Source organism: Streptomyces sp. NPDC089919 (assembly GCF_040684615.1).
GTDB lineage: Bacteria > Actinomycetota > Actinomycetes > Streptomycetales > Streptomycetaceae > Streptomyces.
Genome location: NZ_JBFBGK010000083.1, coordinates 1 through 15,762 on the forward strand (window position 1 = coordinate 1; position 15,762 = coordinate 15,762).

The 15,762-nt window shown below is 74.3% G+C and carries 15 protein-coding genes; 6 read left to right on the forward strand and 9 right to left on the reverse strand.

The genetic code is table 11. From position 1 onward, the window contains the following. Positions 1–225: 225 nt before the first annotated feature. Positions 226–1,386: a zf-HC2 domain-containing protein gene (locus AB0O40_RS27505; protein ID WP_365047272.1), complete on the reverse strand. Its 1,161-nt coding sequence runs from the start codon at positions 1,384–1,386 to the stop codon at positions 226–228. 243 nt (positions 1,387–1,629) lie between these two features. After that, positions 1,630–2,214: a sigma-70 family RNA polymerase sigma factor gene (locus tag AB0O40_RS27510; protein ID WP_365047175.1), complete on the reverse strand. Its 585-nt coding sequence runs from the start codon at positions 2,212–2,214 to the stop codon at positions 1,630–1,632. A gap of 289 nt (positions 2,215–2,503) precedes the next feature. On the opposite strand from AB0O40_RS27510, the gene AB0O40_RS27515 reads away from it, so the two are divergent. Next, positions 2,504–3,028, forward strand: coding sequence for an EF-hand domain-containing protein (locus AB0O40_RS27515; protein ID WP_365047176.1), 525 nt, complete (start codon positions 2,504–2,506; stop codon positions 3,026–3,028). Positions 3,029–3,053: 25 nt separating this feature from the next. On the opposite strand, the gene AB0O40_RS27520 is transcribed toward AB0O40_RS27515, so the two are convergent. Then, positions 3,054–4,589 (reverse strand): AMP-binding protein, encoded by a 1,536-nt coding sequence (locus AB0O40_RS27520; protein ID WP_365047179.1) that lies wholly within the window; start codon positions 4,587–4,589, stop codon positions 3,054–3,056. Between the two features lie 163 nt (positions 4,590–4,752). On the opposite strand from AB0O40_RS27520, the gene AB0O40_RS27525 reads away from it, so the two are divergent. From AB0O40_RS27525 to AB0O40_RS27540, 4 genes are all read left to right on the forward strand, one after another. Further along, a complete protein-coding gene (locus AB0O40_RS27525; protein ID WP_365047182.1) occupies positions 4,753–5,955 on the forward strand; it encodes an amidohydrolase family protein in 1,203 nt (400 codons plus the stop codon). Then, positions 5,955–7,109: an acyl-CoA dehydrogenase family protein gene (locus AB0O40_RS27530; RefSeq protein WP_365047185.1), complete on the forward strand. Its 1,155-nt coding sequence runs from the start codon at positions 5,955–5,957 to the stop codon at positions 7,107–7,109. The genes AB0O40_RS27525 and AB0O40_RS27530 overlap by 1 nt, the downstream gene beginning before the upstream one ends. Positions 7,110–7,113: 4 nt before the next feature. After that, positions 7,114–8,022, forward strand: coding sequence for an acyl-CoA dehydrogenase family protein (locus tag AB0O40_RS27535; protein WP_365047188.1), 909 nt, complete (start codon positions 7,114–7,116; stop codon positions 8,020–8,022). A gap of 402 nt (positions 8,023–8,424) precedes the next feature. Further along, positions 8,425–8,874, forward strand: a complete 450-nt coding sequence (locus tag AB0O40_RS27540) for an ATP-binding protein (protein WP_365047191.1) — start codon at positions 8,425–8,427, stop codon at positions 8,872–8,874. Between the two features lie 260 nt (positions 8,875–9,134). Here AB0O40_RS27540 and AB0O40_RS27545 read toward each other — a convergent pair whose 3' ends face one another. From AB0O40_RS27545 to AB0O40_RS27555, 3 genes are read right to left on the reverse strand one after another with little or no spacing between them, the layout of a single operon-like run. Beyond that, on the reverse strand, positions 9,135–10,097 hold the full coding sequence (locus tag AB0O40_RS27545) for a hypothetical protein (protein ID WP_365047194.1): 963 nt from the start codon (positions 10,095–10,097) through the stop codon (positions 9,135–9,137). Continuing rightward, a complete protein-coding gene (locus AB0O40_RS27550; RefSeq protein ID WP_365047197.1) occupies positions 10,094–11,590 on the reverse strand; it encodes a class I SAM-dependent methyltransferase in 1,497 nt (498 codons plus the stop codon). The genes AB0O40_RS27545 and AB0O40_RS27550 overlap by 4 nt, the downstream gene beginning before the upstream one ends. Next, the gene (locus AB0O40_RS27555) at positions 11,587–12,903 is read right to left on the reverse strand and encodes a prenyltransferase/squalene oxidase repeat-containing protein (RefSeq protein WP_365047199.1); all 1,317 of its coding nucleotides are present in this window, start codon (positions 12,901–12,903) and stop codon (positions 11,587–11,589) included. The genes AB0O40_RS27550 and AB0O40_RS27555 overlap by 4 nt, the downstream gene beginning before the upstream one ends. Before the next feature lie 185 nt (positions 12,904–13,088). Here AB0O40_RS27555 and AB0O40_RS27560 point away from each other — a divergent pair, with 185 nt between their 5' ends. Beyond that, positions 13,089–13,907, forward strand: coding sequence for a hypothetical protein (locus AB0O40_RS27560; protein ID WP_365047202.1), 819 nt, complete (start codon positions 13,089–13,091; stop codon positions 13,905–13,907). A 100-nt stretch (positions 13,908–14,007) separates the two neighbouring features. Here AB0O40_RS27560 and AB0O40_RS27565 read toward each other — a convergent pair whose 3' ends face one another. From AB0O40_RS27565 to AB0O40_RS27575, 3 genes are all read right to left on the reverse strand, one after another. After that, positions 14,008–14,523, reverse strand: a complete 516-nt coding sequence (locus tag AB0O40_RS27565; RefSeq protein WP_365047203.1) for a lamin tail domain-containing protein — start codon at positions 14,521–14,523, stop codon at positions 14,008–14,010. Between the two features lie 136 nt (positions 14,524–14,659). After that, positions 14,660–15,136: a carboxymuconolactone decarboxylase family protein gene (locus AB0O40_RS27570; RefSeq protein WP_365047206.1), complete on the reverse strand. Its 477-nt coding sequence runs from the start codon at positions 15,134–15,136 to the stop codon at positions 14,660–14,662. Then, positions 15,121–15,576: a hypothetical protein gene (locus AB0O40_RS27575; RefSeq protein ID WP_365047209.1), complete on the reverse strand. Its 456-nt coding sequence runs from the start codon at positions 15,574–15,576 to the stop codon at positions 15,121–15,123. The genes AB0O40_RS27570 and AB0O40_RS27575 overlap by 16 nt, the downstream gene beginning before the upstream one ends. Positions 15,577–15,762: the final 186 nt, after the last annotated feature.

Genomic DNA, 15,762 nt, shown 5'->3' on the forward strand with positions numbered 1-15,762 from the left:
CTTCCGATCTGGGGGCGGTGCCCACCGGTTTCGGGAAGGGGCGGGGTGGGGTCTGGCTCCGCGCAGCGGCCGGGCGCGGGCCAGGACCCCGCGCCTCAAACGCCGGCGGGGCTGGATTTGCCCGACCGGAGCGCAAAGGGTGGGCGGGGCCCAGGTGTCGGGGCGCTGCCCCGGGCCCCGCGCCTCAAGCGCCGGCGGGGCTGGGTTTGCCACTGCCCGGCGGGGCTAGAGGCGGCTTAGGGAGGCGGCGGCGAAGAGGACGTCTCGGATGGCTTCGCGGTCGCCGTGTTGGCCGAAGGCGGCTTCTTCGGGGGCGATGTGACCGGCGGCCAGTTGGCAGAACTCGTTGCCGTCCAGGGCGACCCGGGCGACCGTCGTGTCGGGGGAGGTGGCCGCCGCCGGGGAGTCCAGGGCGATGTCCCAGATCCCGCCGCCCAGCCCCTCGACCTCCAGCCGCAGGGTGCGTCCCGGCGCACCGGCCGCGACCAGGTGCCGGGCCGGGGCGGCCAGCCCCGCGCGCCGGCGCTCGGCCAGGGCGCCCGGCAGCAGCCGGGCCGCCAGGTCGATCATCGTGTGCAGGTGGGCGCCGGAGGGCGGTTCGTACGGGTAGTCCACGGCCTCCGCGATGTCCCCCGCGTGCACCCAGCACTCGAAGGCCCGCTCCAGGAAGGCGTCCGCCAGCGGCAGGTCGAACCGCCCATACCCGACGGTCAGTTCGGCAACCCCGCGGCCGGCGAAGGAGACCGTCCGGACCAGCGTGTGGCCCTGTTCCCGCCAGGGCTCGCGGACCTGCCGGGTCACCGGGTGCGCGGCCGACTCCCAGTACTGCTCGGTGCGGTCCGTGGGGTCCTTGGGCCCGGACGGCCCGGCGCCGAGCGGGTCGTCGAGGCCCAAGGCGGTGGCGACCAGGCCGTCGACGGTCAGCAGGTGGCCGATCACCCCGGCGACGGTGGTCTTGCGGGACTGCCGGCGCTCCTCCTCGAACCACTTCAGCCGTACCGGGGCGTGCCATTCGGAGTCGCCGAAGTCCCGCAGCAGCGCGTCGAGCCGGGCGGTCTCGGCGTCGTACGGGGCCGCCCAGGTGGGCACCGGGATCCGGGCCGGCCGCCGGCCCAGGCAGCCCTCCAGGACCCGCGAGCGCAGCAGCGGGTCCAGGTCGAGGCTTTCCTCGGGGTGCAGCAGGGCGACCGCGTCCCGCAGCCGCAGCGCCTCCTCCGCGCAGGGCGCGCACTCGGTGAGGTGGGACTCGACGGCCTGGGTCTCCTCGGTGGAGCAGGCGGCCAGCGCCCAGGCGCCGAGCAGGGACTTCAGCACGGCGTGCGTGGGCGGCGGCGGGGGAGCGGCGGACGGGTCGAGGTCGTCGGCGGCACCGCGCGGTGCCGGTATCCGCGGGGGCCGGCCGGGCCCGGGGACGCGGTCGACGCGCCCGACACCGCCGGTCCCACCGGGAGCGTCCACTCCACCGGCCCCGCCGTGCGCCCCGGTCCCGCCGGGCGCACCCGGTACCGCCGGGCGCACCCGTCCCACCCGTCCCGCCCTGGTCGTGCACGCTGCCGTCGGTCACGTCGTACGCCTCGTGCTCTTCGTCGTCGAAGTCGTCGAAGCCGCCGCCGGGGCGGCTCTGGGCGGTCACCGGGCGCGTCCGTGGCCGGCGGGCGGGGCGGAGCCGTCGCGGGGGAGGGAGTTGGCGGTGGAGAGGAGTTGCAGGCCGAGCCGCAGCCGGCGGCGGGCCTCGTCCTCGGTGACGCCGAGATCGGCCGCGGCCTGGCGGTAGTCGCGCCGCTGGAAGTAGGCGAGTTCCAGGGCCTTGCGCAGGGGCGCGGGCATGGAGGTGACGATGTAGTCGGCCCGGGCGGCCGCGGAGGCGGTACGGAGCTTCTGCTCGAGCTCTTCGCGGGAGCCCCCGCCGCCCTCCGCGAGGGAGGCGGTTTCGGCCTGCCGCAGCCGGGCCACCGCCTGGCCCTGGGTGATCCGGGCGACCCAGGAGCGCATCGAGCCCTGCTTGGGGTCGTAGGCGTCGGGGTTCTCCCAGATGTACCCGAAGACCTCGCGGGTGATCCGGTCCGCGGCCTTCTCGTCCCCCAGCACCCGGTGCGCGAGGCTGTGCACCAGTGACGCGAAACGGTCGTACAGCTCACCGAGCGCGGCGGCCTCGCCGCGGGCCAGCCGCTGCTGCATCCTCCGGTCCCAGCGCGGTGGTGAGTCCTTCGCCATGACGGCCCCCATGCCTGTGTCGACCATTCGAATGTAATGGCAGGGGGCCCTTCCGTGCCCGCTTTGGCCGAAGCTCCCCCGTATGGGTAGCCGCCGTGCTAGTGCCTGTCCCGGCACCGGACTTGGCATCGCGCGTGGTGGGACGGGTGCGCGCCCTGGTGCGCTCCTCGTGCGCGGGCAGGGTGCGGCCACTTGCTTGACCGCTTCGCTTAACGCGCAGGCCACACAGGCCGTACGCTCCGTCCTGACTGAAACGCACCCACCGCTCAAGTGAGGCGGAACGCCGAATATGGACAGCGCAGAATACGAGCGCAAGATCGCCGCCCGGTTCGCCAGTTTCGACCAGGACGGCAACGGCTACATCGACCGGGAGGACTTCAGCGCGGCCGCGCTGGCCGTCCTGGCCGAATTCGGTACCACCGCGCGCTCCGACCGGGGCCAGGCGGTACTGATCGGGGCCGAGGCCTTCTGGCAGGGCATGGCCGGCATCGCCGACGTCGACGGCGACCAGCGGGTCACCCGCGAGGAGTTCGTCACCGGCGCCGCCAAGCGGCTGCGGGACCACTCCGACAGCTTCGCGGAGATCGCCCGTCCCTTCCTGCACGCCGTCATCGCGGTGGCGGACCCGGCGGGCGCGGGCGCGAGCGCGAGCCGGGCGGCCACCGCGCGCGTGCTGCGCGTCCTGGGGACCGCCCCGGAGGCGGCCGAGGCGGTCGCCGCCGCGCTGGACGCCGACGCCGACGACCGCATCTCCGAGGCCGAGATCCTCGCCGCCTTCGCCGGCTACTGCGGCGTGGAGCTGCCGGACTCGTAGCCGCCCGCCGGACGCCCCCGCAGGGTCAGGCGTACTGCTCGCGGAGCTTGTACTTGAGGACCTTGCGGAGGGCGTCGTTGCGGGGCAGGGCCCCGACCAGCTCGAGCTGTTCGGGGAGCTTGTGGGTGGCCAGCCCCGCGGCGCGCAGGTGCGCGGTGACGGCGTCGAGGGTCAGCGGCTCGGCGCCGGGGGGCTGTTCGACCACGGCGCAGACGCGTTCGCCGCGCTCGGGGTCGGGCAGGCCGATCACCGCCGCGTCGCCGACCTGCGGCAGCAGGTGCAGCAGGTCCTCGATCTCCTTGGCGGAGATGTTCTCGCCCTTGCGGATGATGACGTCCTTGCTGCGGCCGGTGAGGACCAGGTGCCCGGTCCCGGTGAGGTGCCCGAGGTCGCCGGTGATCAGGAAGCCGTCGGCGTCGAAGGGCTGCTCCCGGCCGCCGAGGTAGCCCTGGCAGACCGCCTCGCCGCGCAGCCGCACCTCGCCGTCGGTGCCGGCCGGCAGCGGTTTGCCGTCCGGGTCGGTGATGCGTATCGCCATGCCCTCGGGCGGGCGGCCCTCGGTGGTGGCGAGGTGGTCGGGGGTGTCGTCGGGCGAGCCCATGGTGATCATCGGGACCTCGGTCATGCCGTAGCCGTGGGTGAGCTGGCAGCCCAGCTCGCGCACCACCGCGTGGTAGATCTCCGGCGGCTTGGGCGCGCCGCCGCCGGCGAGCAGCCGCAGGGAGGGGATCAGCGGCCGGTCCGGGTCCTTGCGCTGCTCGGTGAGGAACATCGTGTAGAAGGCGGTGGAGCCGCCGGCGACGGTGACGCCGTGCCGCCGGTAGCCGTCCAGGGCGTCCGGCATCGCGAACTTCTCGAAGAGCACCGCGGGGAAGCCGTAGAGCAGCAGCATCACGGTGTAGTCGGGCCCGGCGATGTGCGCGTACGGGAAGGCCATGGAGCCGACGTCCCGCTCGGTGAGGTGCAGGGCGTGGGCGAGGCAGGAGCCGCCGGCGAGCAGGGAGCGGTCGGTGTGCAGGACGCCCTTGGGGTCCGAGGTGGTGCCGGAGGTCCAGTAGATCCAGCGCACGGTGGTGCCGTCCGCGGGGGGCGGCGGCAGCACGGCCGGGTCGCCCTCGGGCAGCTCCTCGTACGCCTCGAAGACCCCGCGGGCGCCGAGCCGGTGGGCCATCGCGGCGTGGTCGTACCCGCGCCAGGTGCCGGGTACGGCGAAGAACTCGGCCTCGCAGGCGCGCAGCGCGAAGCCGACCTCGCGGTCGCGGTAGAAGGGGATCACGGGGGACTGGACGGCGCCGAGCCGGGCCAGGGCCAGGGAGAGCAGCACGGTCTCGATGCGGGTGGGCAGCTGCCAGGCGACGACCGTGCCGGGCCGCACGCCCCGGTCGTGCAGTCCGGCGGCGACCTTCTCGGCGCGTTCGTGCAGGGCGCCGAAGGTGAGGGTGCGGCCGGTGTCCGCCTCGATGAGGACGGTGCGGTCGGGGGTGAGTGCGGCGCGGCGGGCGACCAGCTCCCACAGGGTGGGCGCCTGGGCCAGCCGGTGTGCGGTGTCGGTGTCCGTCATGGCCTGACCTCCGTGGGTGGCAACCGGCGCTGCGGGCTTCCTGACGTATCGTCAGATCGACTGGGAAGCGTAGAGCGCACTCGCTTGTCGGTCCAGGGGTGCCGCCGCTAGCTTGTTTCTGACGATCCATCAGATCGGGTCGTCCACACGGTGAGGGGACTCCATGGAACTGCCTCGGATCATCAGCGTCGACGACCACGTGATCGAGCCCGCGCACCTCTTCGACCGCTGGCTGCCCGCCAAGTACCGCGACCGGGGTCCCAAGGCCCTCACTGCCGGCATCGGCGAGCTGGTCTACACGGGCGGCAAGTACGTCATCTCCATGGACCCCGACGGCCCGCCCACCGACTGGTGGATCTACGAGGACCTCAAGTTCCCGTACAAGCGCAACATCGCCGCCGTCGGCTTCGACCGGGACGAGATGACCCTGGAGGGCATCACCCGCGAGGAGATGCGGCGCGGCTGCTGGGACCCGGCCGCCCGGCTGAAGGACATGGACCTCAACCACGTCGAGGCCTCGCTCTGCTTCCCGACCTTCCCCCGCTTCTGCGGCCAGACCTTCGCCGAGGCGCACGACAAGGAGGTCGCCCTCGCCTGCGTCCGCGCCTACAACGACTGGATGGTCGAGGAGTGGTGCGGGGACAGCGGCGGCCGGCTGATCCCGCTGTGCATCATCCCGCTCTGGGACATCGGCCTCGCGGTCGCCGAGATCCGCCGCAACGCCGCCCGCGGGGTGCGGGCCGTCACCTTCTCGGAGATCCCCACCCACCTCGGGCTGCCGTCCATCCACTCCGGCTACTGGGACCCCTTCTTCGCGGTCTGCCAGGAGACCGGGACGGTGGTCAACATGCACATCGGCTCCAGCTCCCAGATGCCGGCCGCCTCCCCCGACGCCCCGCCCGCCGTGCAGGCCTCGCTCAGCTTCAACAACGCGATGGCCTCGATGATGGACTTCCTCTTCTCCGGCGTGTTGGTGAAGTTCCCGCAGCTCAAACTCGCCTACAGCGAGGGCCAGATGGGCTGGATCCCGTACGCCCTCGAGCGCGCGGACGACGTCTGGGAGGAGCACCGGGCCTGGGGCGGGGTGCGGGACCTGATCCCCGAGCCGCCCTCGACGTACTACTACCGGCAGATCTTCTGCTGCTTCTTCCGCGACAAGCACGGCGTCGCCTCGATCGACGTGGTCGGCCGGGACAACGCCACCTTCGAGACCGACTACCCGCACGTGGACTCGACCTTCCCGCACACCAAGGAGGTCGCCCTCGACCACGTCAAGGGCCTCGACGACGAGACCGTCTACAAGCTGATGCGCGGCAACGCCATCCGGATGCTCGGCCTCGACCTGGACCGGGGGCGGGCCAAGTAGTGGACCTGACCTACACGGAGGAGGAAGAGGAGTTCCGGGCCAGGCTGCGCAGCTGGCTCGGCAAGGCGCTCCCGGAGCTGCCGCCGCGCCCCGACCCGCGGGACTGGCCGGCCCGCCGCGCCTACGACCTCGGCTGGCAGCACCGGCTGTACGAGGCCGGGTACGCGGGCCTGCACTGGCCCGCCGACGCCGGCGGGCGGGGCGCCACCCCCACCCAGCACCTGATCTTCCTGGAGGAGACCGAGCGGGCCGGCGCCCCCTACGTCGGCGCCAACTTCGTCGGCCTGCTGCACGCCGGCCCCACCATCGCCGCCGAAGGCACCGCCGAGCAGCGGGCCCGCTGGCTGCCGCCCGTGCTGCGCGGCGAGGAGGTCTGGTGCCAGGGCTTCAGCGAGCCCGGCGCCGGCTCCGACCTGGCCTCGCTGCGCACCCGCGCGGTGCGCGACGGGGACGAGTACGTCGTGTCCGGCTCGAAGATCTGGACCTCGCACGCCGAGGTCGCCGACTGGTGCGAACTCCTGGTGCGCACGGACCCGGACGCCCCCAAGCACCGGGGGATCTCCTGGCTGGCGATGCCCATGGACGCCCCCGGGGTGAGTGTCCGGCCGCTGCGCACCCTGGCCGGCTCCGCCGAGTTCGCGGAGATGTTCCTCGACGAGGTGCGGGTCCCGGTGGGCAACCGGGTCGGCGCGGAGCACGACGGCTGGCGGGTCACCATGGTCACGCTCTCCTTCGAGCGGGGCACCGCCTTCGTCGGCGAGGTGGTGGCCTGCCGGCGCACCCTGCGCGAGCTGGCCCGGGCGGCGCGGGCGAACGGCCGCTGGGACGACCCGGTGCTGCGCCGCCGGCTGGGCCGGCTGTACGGGGAGTTCGGTGCGCTGTGGCGGCTCACCCAGTGGAACGTCAGCGAGGCCCAGAGGTCCGGCGGCGTCCCGGGCATCGGCGGCTCGGTCTTCAAGCTGCGCTACTCGCACGCCCGCCAGGAGCTGTACGACACGGCGGCCGAGGTGCTGGGCGCCGGCTCGCTGGCGGCCGACGAGGAGTGGACCGCCGACCGGCTCTCCTCGCTCTCGTACACGATCGCCGCGGGCACCTCGCAGATCCAGCGCAACATCGTCGCCGAGCGGATCCTCGGCCTCCCGAAGGGCCGGTGAGGGCGTGGACTTCCAGCCGACGGAGGACCAGCGCGCACTGCGCGCGGGCATGCGGGAGCTGCTGGCCGGGCGGTACGGGCGGGAGCCGCTGCGGGCCGCGGTGGACCGGGCCGAGGCCGGCGGGCCGGTGGTGGACCGGGGGCTGTGGCGGGAGCTGGGCGGGGCCGGGTTCTTCGCGCTGCGGCTGCCGGAGGAGGCCGGCGGGGTGGGGCTGGGGCTGCCGGAGGCGGTGCTGGTCTTCGAGGAGGCCGGCCGGGCGCTGCTGCCGGGGCCCCTGGTGGCCACCGAGCTGGCGGCGGCCGGCGGGACGGTGCCGGCCGCGGCGACCGGGGAGGTGGTGGTGACGGCGGTGGACCTGCCGGGCTTCGCCGCGTACCTGGGGGAGGCGGACGCGGTGCTGGGCGGCGGGCCGTCGCTGCGGGGGGAGCCGGTCCGGCCGGTCGATCCGCTGACCCCGCTGCACCGGGTGCCGGGGGCCGTCGCGGGGGACGCGTACCGCACCGAGGGGGCGCTGCTGACGGCCGCGCTGCAACTGGGCTCCGCGCTGCGCACGGTGGAGCTGGCGGTGGCGTACGCCAAGGAGCGGGAGCAGTTCGGGCAGCCGATCGGGGGCTTCCAGGCGGTCAAGCACCTGTGCGCGGAGATGCTGGTCCGGGCCGAGACCGCCCGCACCGCGGTCTACGCGGCGGCGGTGACCGGCGAGGGCGCCGAGGTGGCGGGGGCCAAGCTGCTGGCCGATGCGGCGGCGGTGGGCAACGCCCGGGACTGCCTCCAGGTGTTCGGCGGGATGGGCTTCACCTGGGAGGCCGATGTGCACCTGCACCTGAAACGGGCCTGGGTGCGGGCCGAGCAGTGGCTGACGGCCGCGGCGGCGGAGGAGGTGCTGGCGGAGGAGCTGGCGGCGGGGCTGTGAGGGCTGCCGGGCACGGTCGATCGCCCTGTGTGAGCGGCCGGGGCCGCGCGGAGATCGTCTGCTTGTCGGCCGGCACGGTCACAGCAGGTGACGGGCGGTGACGGGTGGGACGGCGCGGGACGCATGTCCGATTACAGAGAGTTGATATCGGTTTGTGTCCTTCGCCCTTCTCGTTACGCGCCGGAGTCGGGGATGCCCTCCGGTACGCTCCCACGAATGCGAGCGGTTGGGCGGCGGAGGCGTCGCACAGTATGCACCACGCTTACTCCTTCGCGCTGGAATATGCCCGAAGCGCTTGTTGTGGTGACTGTATGTCAACCATGCTGCTGCGCAAGGGGGTCGCGGTGCGCGGCCCCGGTCGGTCGCGAGGCGAAGTGTCCGCCGGTTCGGATGGTGTGAGCGGTGCAGGTACTTCAGGTGCAGTTGGAGGTCGGCGCGGATCCCGCGGAGGTGGGGCGGGCCCGCAGGTGGGCGCGGTCCCGGCTGGCGGGCTGCGGCATAGGAGTGGACGAACCGCTCGCCGAGACCCTGGTGCTGCTCATCTCCGAGCTGGTCACCAACGCGGTCGTGCACACCGGCTGCCCGGCGGTCCTGCGGATGCTCCTCGGCGGCCCGGGCGTGCGGCTCGAGGTCGCCGACACCAGCGCCCACCCGCCGGCCCGCCGGCACGCGGACGGCGAGGACACCAACGGCCGGGGGCTGGAGCTGGTCGACGGCCTGGCCGACCGCTGGGGCTGGCAGCCCGAGGGCGCCGGGAAGCGGATCTGGTGCGAGATCGACCGCCGGTGCAAGGAGGGCGGCGAACCGGAACGGGAAATCTCCCCGAGCCGGGAACCGCACGTGTACCTCTAACGAGGTGTTGACGGACCGTCATGCATTGATCACCCTTGAAACGAGCGATTCGTCGCGAGGGGACGCCAAGGGATGCCTTGACGAGTGCGGGTCGTGGGGTGGCGGCTGCCGTGCCGCGCTCGGGGCGTGCACGACCGTACGCCGCCACCCGCAGTCCGTGCGCCGGGCCCGGAGGATCGTCGACCGGGCCCGCCGTGCCGGACGGCTCGACGGGCGGGCCGGGCCGCGGGCGGGACCGGCGGCGCGCCGGGCGGGCCGCCTCAGGCCGGGCGGCGGCGGAAGCGGAAGGCCGCGGCGCGGGCCTGGAGGGCCCGGACCTCCCGGACCGGGACGGCCAAGAGCGCGGCGGCCAGGTCGAGTTCGTCGGCCAGGGTGCGGCCGGTGTGCAGCGGTACGTCCGCGTTGAAGGAGACCGGGACGCCGGCCGCCAGGACCACCGGCAGCGGATGGGCCGCCGGCTCCGGGACGGCCCCCAGCGCCAGGTTCGAGGTCAGGGACACCTCCGCCAGGATCCCGTCCGCCGCCATCCTGCGCAGCAGCGCCGGGCTGTCCGCGCAGGACAGGCCGTGCCCGATCCGGTCCGCGCCCAGCAGGTCCAGGGCTCGCCAGACGTGCTCCGCGGGCCCGAACTCACCCGCGTGCACCGTCCTGCCCAGCCCCGCCCCGGCCGCCGCCCGGGCCAGCGGCACGAACGGCCGGACGTCCGGGTGCGCCAGCTCGTCCCCGGCGAGGTCCAGCCCCACGAAGACCGGCGGCAGCTCCCCGATCCGCTCGGTCAGCTCCCCGACGAAGGCCGCCGGGCTGTTCCGGTTCACCAGCAGCACCGCCGACACCACCGGGTCCCGCAGCGGCCCCAGCACCCGCTGCGCCGTGCCGGTGAACTCCTCCCAGGTCATCCCGTCCAGCAGCAGCCGGCGCGGCGACAGCCGCAGCTCGACGTGGTCCGCGCCCTGGGCACGCTGCTCGGCGTGCACCTGGGCGAGGAACCGCCCCAGGTCCCCCGGGCCGGTCCGGGACCGGTCGGCGCGGTCGGTGCGGTGCGCTTCGAAGAAGCGGTCCCGGGAGCTGAAGTCGCGCAGCGCCAGCCCCAGTTCGCGACGCTTGCGCTCCTCGGGCTCGAGGTGGAGGTGCAGATGGGGGACGGTCGGGCTCGGGGCGGTCGGGTCCGGGGCGGTCAGGTCCGGGGCGGCCGGGTGCGGGCCGGTCGGGCCGGGGCGGCTCACGTGGTGCGGCGGAGCCGGAGTTTGATCCACTGCTGGAGGTCGGCGGAGGAGTCCCGCTCCTGCGAGGTCCAGCTGCGCTCCACCTCGAAGCCGGCCTTGCGGGCGAGCGGGACCAGGTCCTCGTGCCGGTAGTAGAAGAAGTGCCGGCAGAAGGGGTTCTCGCCGCCCATCGGCAGGGAGGCGTGCCCGTCGCCCTCCTTCACCGAGACGTGCAGGGCGCCCCGGGTGTCCAGTACCCGGTGGAACTCGACCAGCGCGCGCAACAGTTCCGCCGGCGGCAGGTGCAGCAGCACGGCCGAGCACCACACCGCGCCCACCGCCCCGGAAGCCAGCGGCACCGCGCGCACGTCCCCGGCGACCCGGCGGACCCGCGGGTCGTCCGGGATCATCGACAGCAGCGGCAGGCAGGCGTCCAGGGCGATCACCCGGCGGCCGGTGCGGGCGAAGCAGAGCGCGTCCCGGCCGGCGCCGGCCCCGGCGTCCAGGACCGTACCGCCGGTGGTGGCGGCCAGGTCGGCGATCTCGCCGGGCAGCGCGGAGTCCGCGCCGTACTGGCGGGTGCCGGCCGCGTAGCTGCGGGCCGCCGCCCCGTAGGCCAGCAGCGTCTCGCGCAGCCGGCGCTCGGTCTCCTCCGGGTCGTCCACGGTGTCCCGGAGGCGGTCGGCGGTCTCCTGGCAGTGGGCCAGGAACGGGAAGGCCGCCCAGTCCCAGAGGTCGGGCTCGTCGAGGGTCTCCGCCCAGACGCGGCGTGCGTACTGGGAAGGGAGGTTCGGATCGGACAACAGGTACCCCTCGTCGCGTTTCCAGGTGCAGAAGTAGTAGTTCCGCTTGCGGTGGGCCGTGTCTACCAGCCCCGAGAGGCCGGTGATCCGGCGACTTCCGGGGGCGGCGAACAGCGCGGCCTGGGACTCATCCGAAAGCGGGAAGAGGTGGAGGTGGGAGTGGATGATGCAGGAGCCCCCGGAGGAGTGAGCCGGGGGGTGGCCGACGGACCGGGCCGACGGGTGGGCGGCGGGGTGCGCAGCGGGCTGGTCGGTCGGGTGTGCTGCCGCGAGGGGGCCCGGGCCGGGTGCGGACGCGCCGGAGGAGCCGTGTTCCACCAGGACCGCCGGGCTGCCCAGCTCCCGGCCCAGCCGGTCGGCGTACCGCCAGGCCAGGGCGAAGGCCTCGGCCAGCTCGGCGGGCGGCAGCTCGCCCAGGCTGGCGGTGTGCCGCCGGGGCACCACCAGCAGGTAGCCGGGGCGCAGCGACCCCAGTCCGGAGAGCACGTCGATCGCGGGGGTGCGGGTGATCAGCCGGGAGAAGCCGGGGCCGGCGGCGCCGGGCGGGTACGGCTCGCCGGTGGCGAAGGCCCCGGCCAGCCGGACCTCCTCGCACATCTCGCACTGCTCCGGCGGGGCCGCGAAGACCGTGGGCGGCGGTGCGTGGGCGGCCGACCGCCGGTGCGGCCGGCGGCGGGCCGGCGGGGGCGTCCGCTCGGGCGGCGCGGTCACGGGTTCCCCCGCTGCCGGGCCGGCGGCCTGCGGTGCTCCCACGCGTACTGGAGGACCATCAGCAGGACCGGCAGGATCAGCGCGGTCAGGAAGTCGTTGACGGAGAAGCGGCCGGTGGCCAGCAGGGCGACCGGGACGCCGGTGGTCACCAGCGCGACCGCCCACAGCAGCAGCGTGACCCACTTGCTGCGCAGCCAGTCGAAGAAGGCGTTGCGGATCAGCAGCCGGCGGGTCAGGTCCTGGGTCTGGTCCTCGCTCTGGATGATCGCGCAGCCCGGGTAGAGCAGCGCCGCCTTGCTGCGGGGCGTGGAGAGCACCGCGCCCCGGACCGCGGACAGCGCGGACACGAAGGGCCACACCGCCCACACCGAGGGCCGCATCGGGCTGCGCGGCAATTCCCAGTGCCCGGCGTCCAGTTGCGTCTCGATGATGCCGGTGACCAGGTTGAAGACCTTGGGCTGGAGGGGGTCGACCACGCCGGTGGCGCAGATCGCGGAGAGCGCCAGCGGCCCGGCGAAGTGCGGCAGGGAGTTCTGGAAGACCGCGGGCGTGCCGGCGTCGTCGAAGGGGACGTCGTACTCCTCGACGGTGGTGCTGCGCTCGACGTGGACCCGCGGCTCGACCCGTTCCAGCAGCCACTCGGCGGTCTGGCGCATGGTGTTGGCGCTGAGCGCGCCGGGGATCCTGGACAGGGCCATCAGGGCCATGCTGGTGTGCACCACGGTCGGCTGGGCGCCGGGCAGCGGCCCCCAGCCGGGGGTCTGCGGGTTCTGTACGTCGATCAGCCAGCGCTGGGCGTTGGTGAGGGCTTCGCCCTCGGCCCCGGCCTCGTGCAGGGCGAGCATGTTGAGGGCGGTGAGGAAGACCCGGGAGGGCTGGCCGCGGTAGGAGCCCCAGCCGAAGTCGACGTTCTGCTGGGCCACGAGCCATTCGGTGCCCAGGCGCAGGGACTCGCCGGCGCCCAGGGCGGTGCCGGGACGGCTGAGCGCCCGCAGCACCCAGGCGGTGGCCTCGCCTATCGGGAAGCCGTTGGTGGTGCGGACCGGCCAGCCGCCGTGCGCGCCGTCCGGCGAGCGGCGCTGGTGGCCGGTGAGGTACGAGACCACCTCGGCGGTGCGCTCGAAGCGGAGCCCGGCCAGGCCGAAGGTGAACAGGCCGACGGCGGAGGCGGTGATGCCGGGGTGCGGATCGTCGAGGTAGTGGTACCAGCCGGCCGCGTCCGGGGCCGTACGGAACGTCTGGCGCAGGCACCCGACGGCTCGGTCGATGGACTCGGTCACGGCGGTACCGGACAGCTCGGCAGCGGAACGCACGCCTGTCTCCCCCCGGGTCAGGTGCGGTTTCCCGGTCCCTGCGGCACGGCCCACTTCCGCTGCCGTTGCGCGCCGGACCGGCAGCCCCAGTGTGCCCCTTCTTATCGCCTCCGACACCCCTTTCGCCCCAATCGGGGGGCGCCTTGGGTGCCGCGCGGAGGGGGCCGGCGGCGAGACTGGGCGGCATGACTGCACGCCGCACCGGTACCGAGCCCCCCACCCCCCGACCGTCGCCGCCCCCGCGGGACGAGGCCCGGCGCGGCCCGGGAGTCGTCCCGCACCACCACGCCTACGCGGAGGAGCCCGGCGCCCGAGAAGGCATCCGCGCCCCCCTCGCCCTCCCCCACCTCCGCATCTGGATCGACCAGCTCGCCGCCACCGCCGGCACCACCGCCACCGTCGACGCCACGGACCGCAGCGTCACCGCAGCCGCCGGCCCCGCCCGCGCCGCTCACCGCCGCGCCCTGGAAGCCCTCCAGCACGACCTGACCGGAGCCGCCGGCCGTGCGGAGGCCCGGCAGCAGGTGCGTCGGCTGCTGGCCGCGGGCACGGCCCAGTACCTGCTCACGACGGGCCGTCCGGCGGACGAGTCGGCCCTTGCGGAGCTCACGGTCTTCGCCCTCTGGCCGCTGGTCCAGGCGCCGGAGCTGCCCGACGGCTGGCCCGGGGACCTCGCCGAGCTGACCTCCCCGCGGCTGGCCGGCCTGGTGGCGCGGACGCGTACGGCGGCGGCCGGCGGCCGGCTGCCGGCCCCGGACTCCTTCCGGCGGACCCTGGGCGGCGAACCCTTCGCCGAGGGCCTGCTCGCCCTGCTCGGGGACCTGGCCGACCCCACGGCCGGCGGCGCCTGCCTGACGGCCCTGGCACGGGCCGGCGGCCACCCGGCCCCGCCCCAGGGCGCCGGCCCGCAGCCGCTGCTCGGCTGGCTGCTGGGCACGGACCCCCGACCGGAGGCCGACCGGGCCTGGCACTGGCTCGAGGCCACGGCGACGACCGCTCCCTGACCGGCGAACCGGGCAACGGTCCGAGACGACCACCGGGGACCGGACCGCCGCACCGCAGGGGTCCCGGCCGTGACGTGACGGCCGGGAGTCCCGCCGCGGCTTACGCGACCGTGCGCTCGTGGCAGTCGCCGGGGCTCTTGGGCTGACCCCAGTACGGCCCCGTGCGGCAGGTCTTCTCGAAGAAGCGGTCATCGGGCCGGTAGAGGAACGCCAGGGCGTTGTGGTTGTTCCACCGGTGGTGCGAGGACCCCCAGTAGACGTGGCCCAGCTTCGTGCCGTTGGACCCCGTGTTGCGCCCCGGCCCGGTGTGCAACCGCACCGTCTTCCCGGCGCGCAGGATGTAGCGCCCGAAGACGTACTGGCCGCTCGTCCAGGTGGAGACCCGCCACCCCTTCAGATTGACGGCGTGCTTCGTGTAGTTGTGGATGTCGATCCACTCGCCGTTGCGGGACTTGACCGAACGGCTGTCCTTGCCGGGGCTGTTGAAGCTGAAGGCGCCGAAGTGCACGCTGTGCACGTGCTGACCGCCGGTGGCCGACGCGGGCGTGGCGCCGAGCCCGCCGAGCAGGGCCGCGGCCGTGGCCACGGCGACGGCGGATGACCTGATGATGCGCATGAGTGGTGTGCTCCCCTTCAACTGGCCCGCACCCGGCGGGCATACGGGCCGGATGACCGGTGAGCATGATCATCCACGCCCCGGTCCGGGGGCAAACGCGTCCCGGTCGGGACGGTCCGTCCCCGTCCGGCCGCCGTCAGTGCTGGAACTGGCCGGCCACGTAGTCCCCGGCCGGCTGCCGGGCGATGACGTTCAGCCGGTTGGCGAGGTTCATGAACGAGATCAGCATGGCGAGGGCGGTGAGCTGCTCGTCGTCGTAGTGCTCGGCGGCCCGGTCCCACACGTCGTCGGCGACCCCCTCGGCCGTGTCGGCGATCCGGGTCGCCGCCTCGGCCAGTTCGAGCGCGGCCCGTTCGGCCGCGGTGAAGACGGTGGCCTCCCGCCAGGCGGCGACCAGGTGCAGCCGGGTGGCGCTCTCGCCGGCCGCGGTCGCCTCCTTGGTGTGCATGTCGATGCAGAAGGCGCAGCCGTTGATCTGGCTGACGCGCAGCGCGACCAGCTCCTGCGTCGCGGCCGGCACGCCCGCGGCCTTGATCTCCTTGCCGGCCGCCATCACGTACTTGAGGGCCTTGCCGGCGGTGGGGCTGGCCAGGTAGTTCAGTCGTGCGTCCATGGTGTGCACTCCTCCGTGCTCGTCCTCGGGTCTACACCCCCAGGACAAGGCGGCCCGCCGCCCTGTGACACGCCCCGGGTGTGACCTGGGTCGCACGGGCGCGCGGCCGCCAACTCCAGGCAGTGCACCGGCAGCACCCGCCACTCGGCCCGCAGCCCGTCGCCCCGTACGACCCCGAACCCGGCCGACTCCCCCCGGTGCAGCGCGGCCAGCGCCTGCACCCGCCCGGCGCCCCCGAGCCAGGCCAACGCCCGCTCCGCCTCGGCGCCGGAGAGCCCGAACGGATGCCCGCTCCTGATCTGCATCCGCATGGCCCGCACGGCCTCCTCGGGCGCGGCGTACACCCCTCTGTCCAGCAACTCCGGCAGGACGGTGTACGCGTCCCGGAAGCAGACGGTCTCCAGCCAGTAGCTGGGACGGGTGGTGGGCGTGGGCTTCATGTGCCCTCCGGATGAGGGTGCCCCCTCGACCGTGACGAGCGGCGGAGGGGGCGTGGGGCTCCCCCCAACTGGCGCAGGGCTGAGGGGAGATGTCCCGTCACAATGGCGGAACGGGGAGACCGTAGCGTGAGCTACAGATCGGTCTCAACCGTTTGACGCCTAACGAGTGAGATGGCATATGACGAA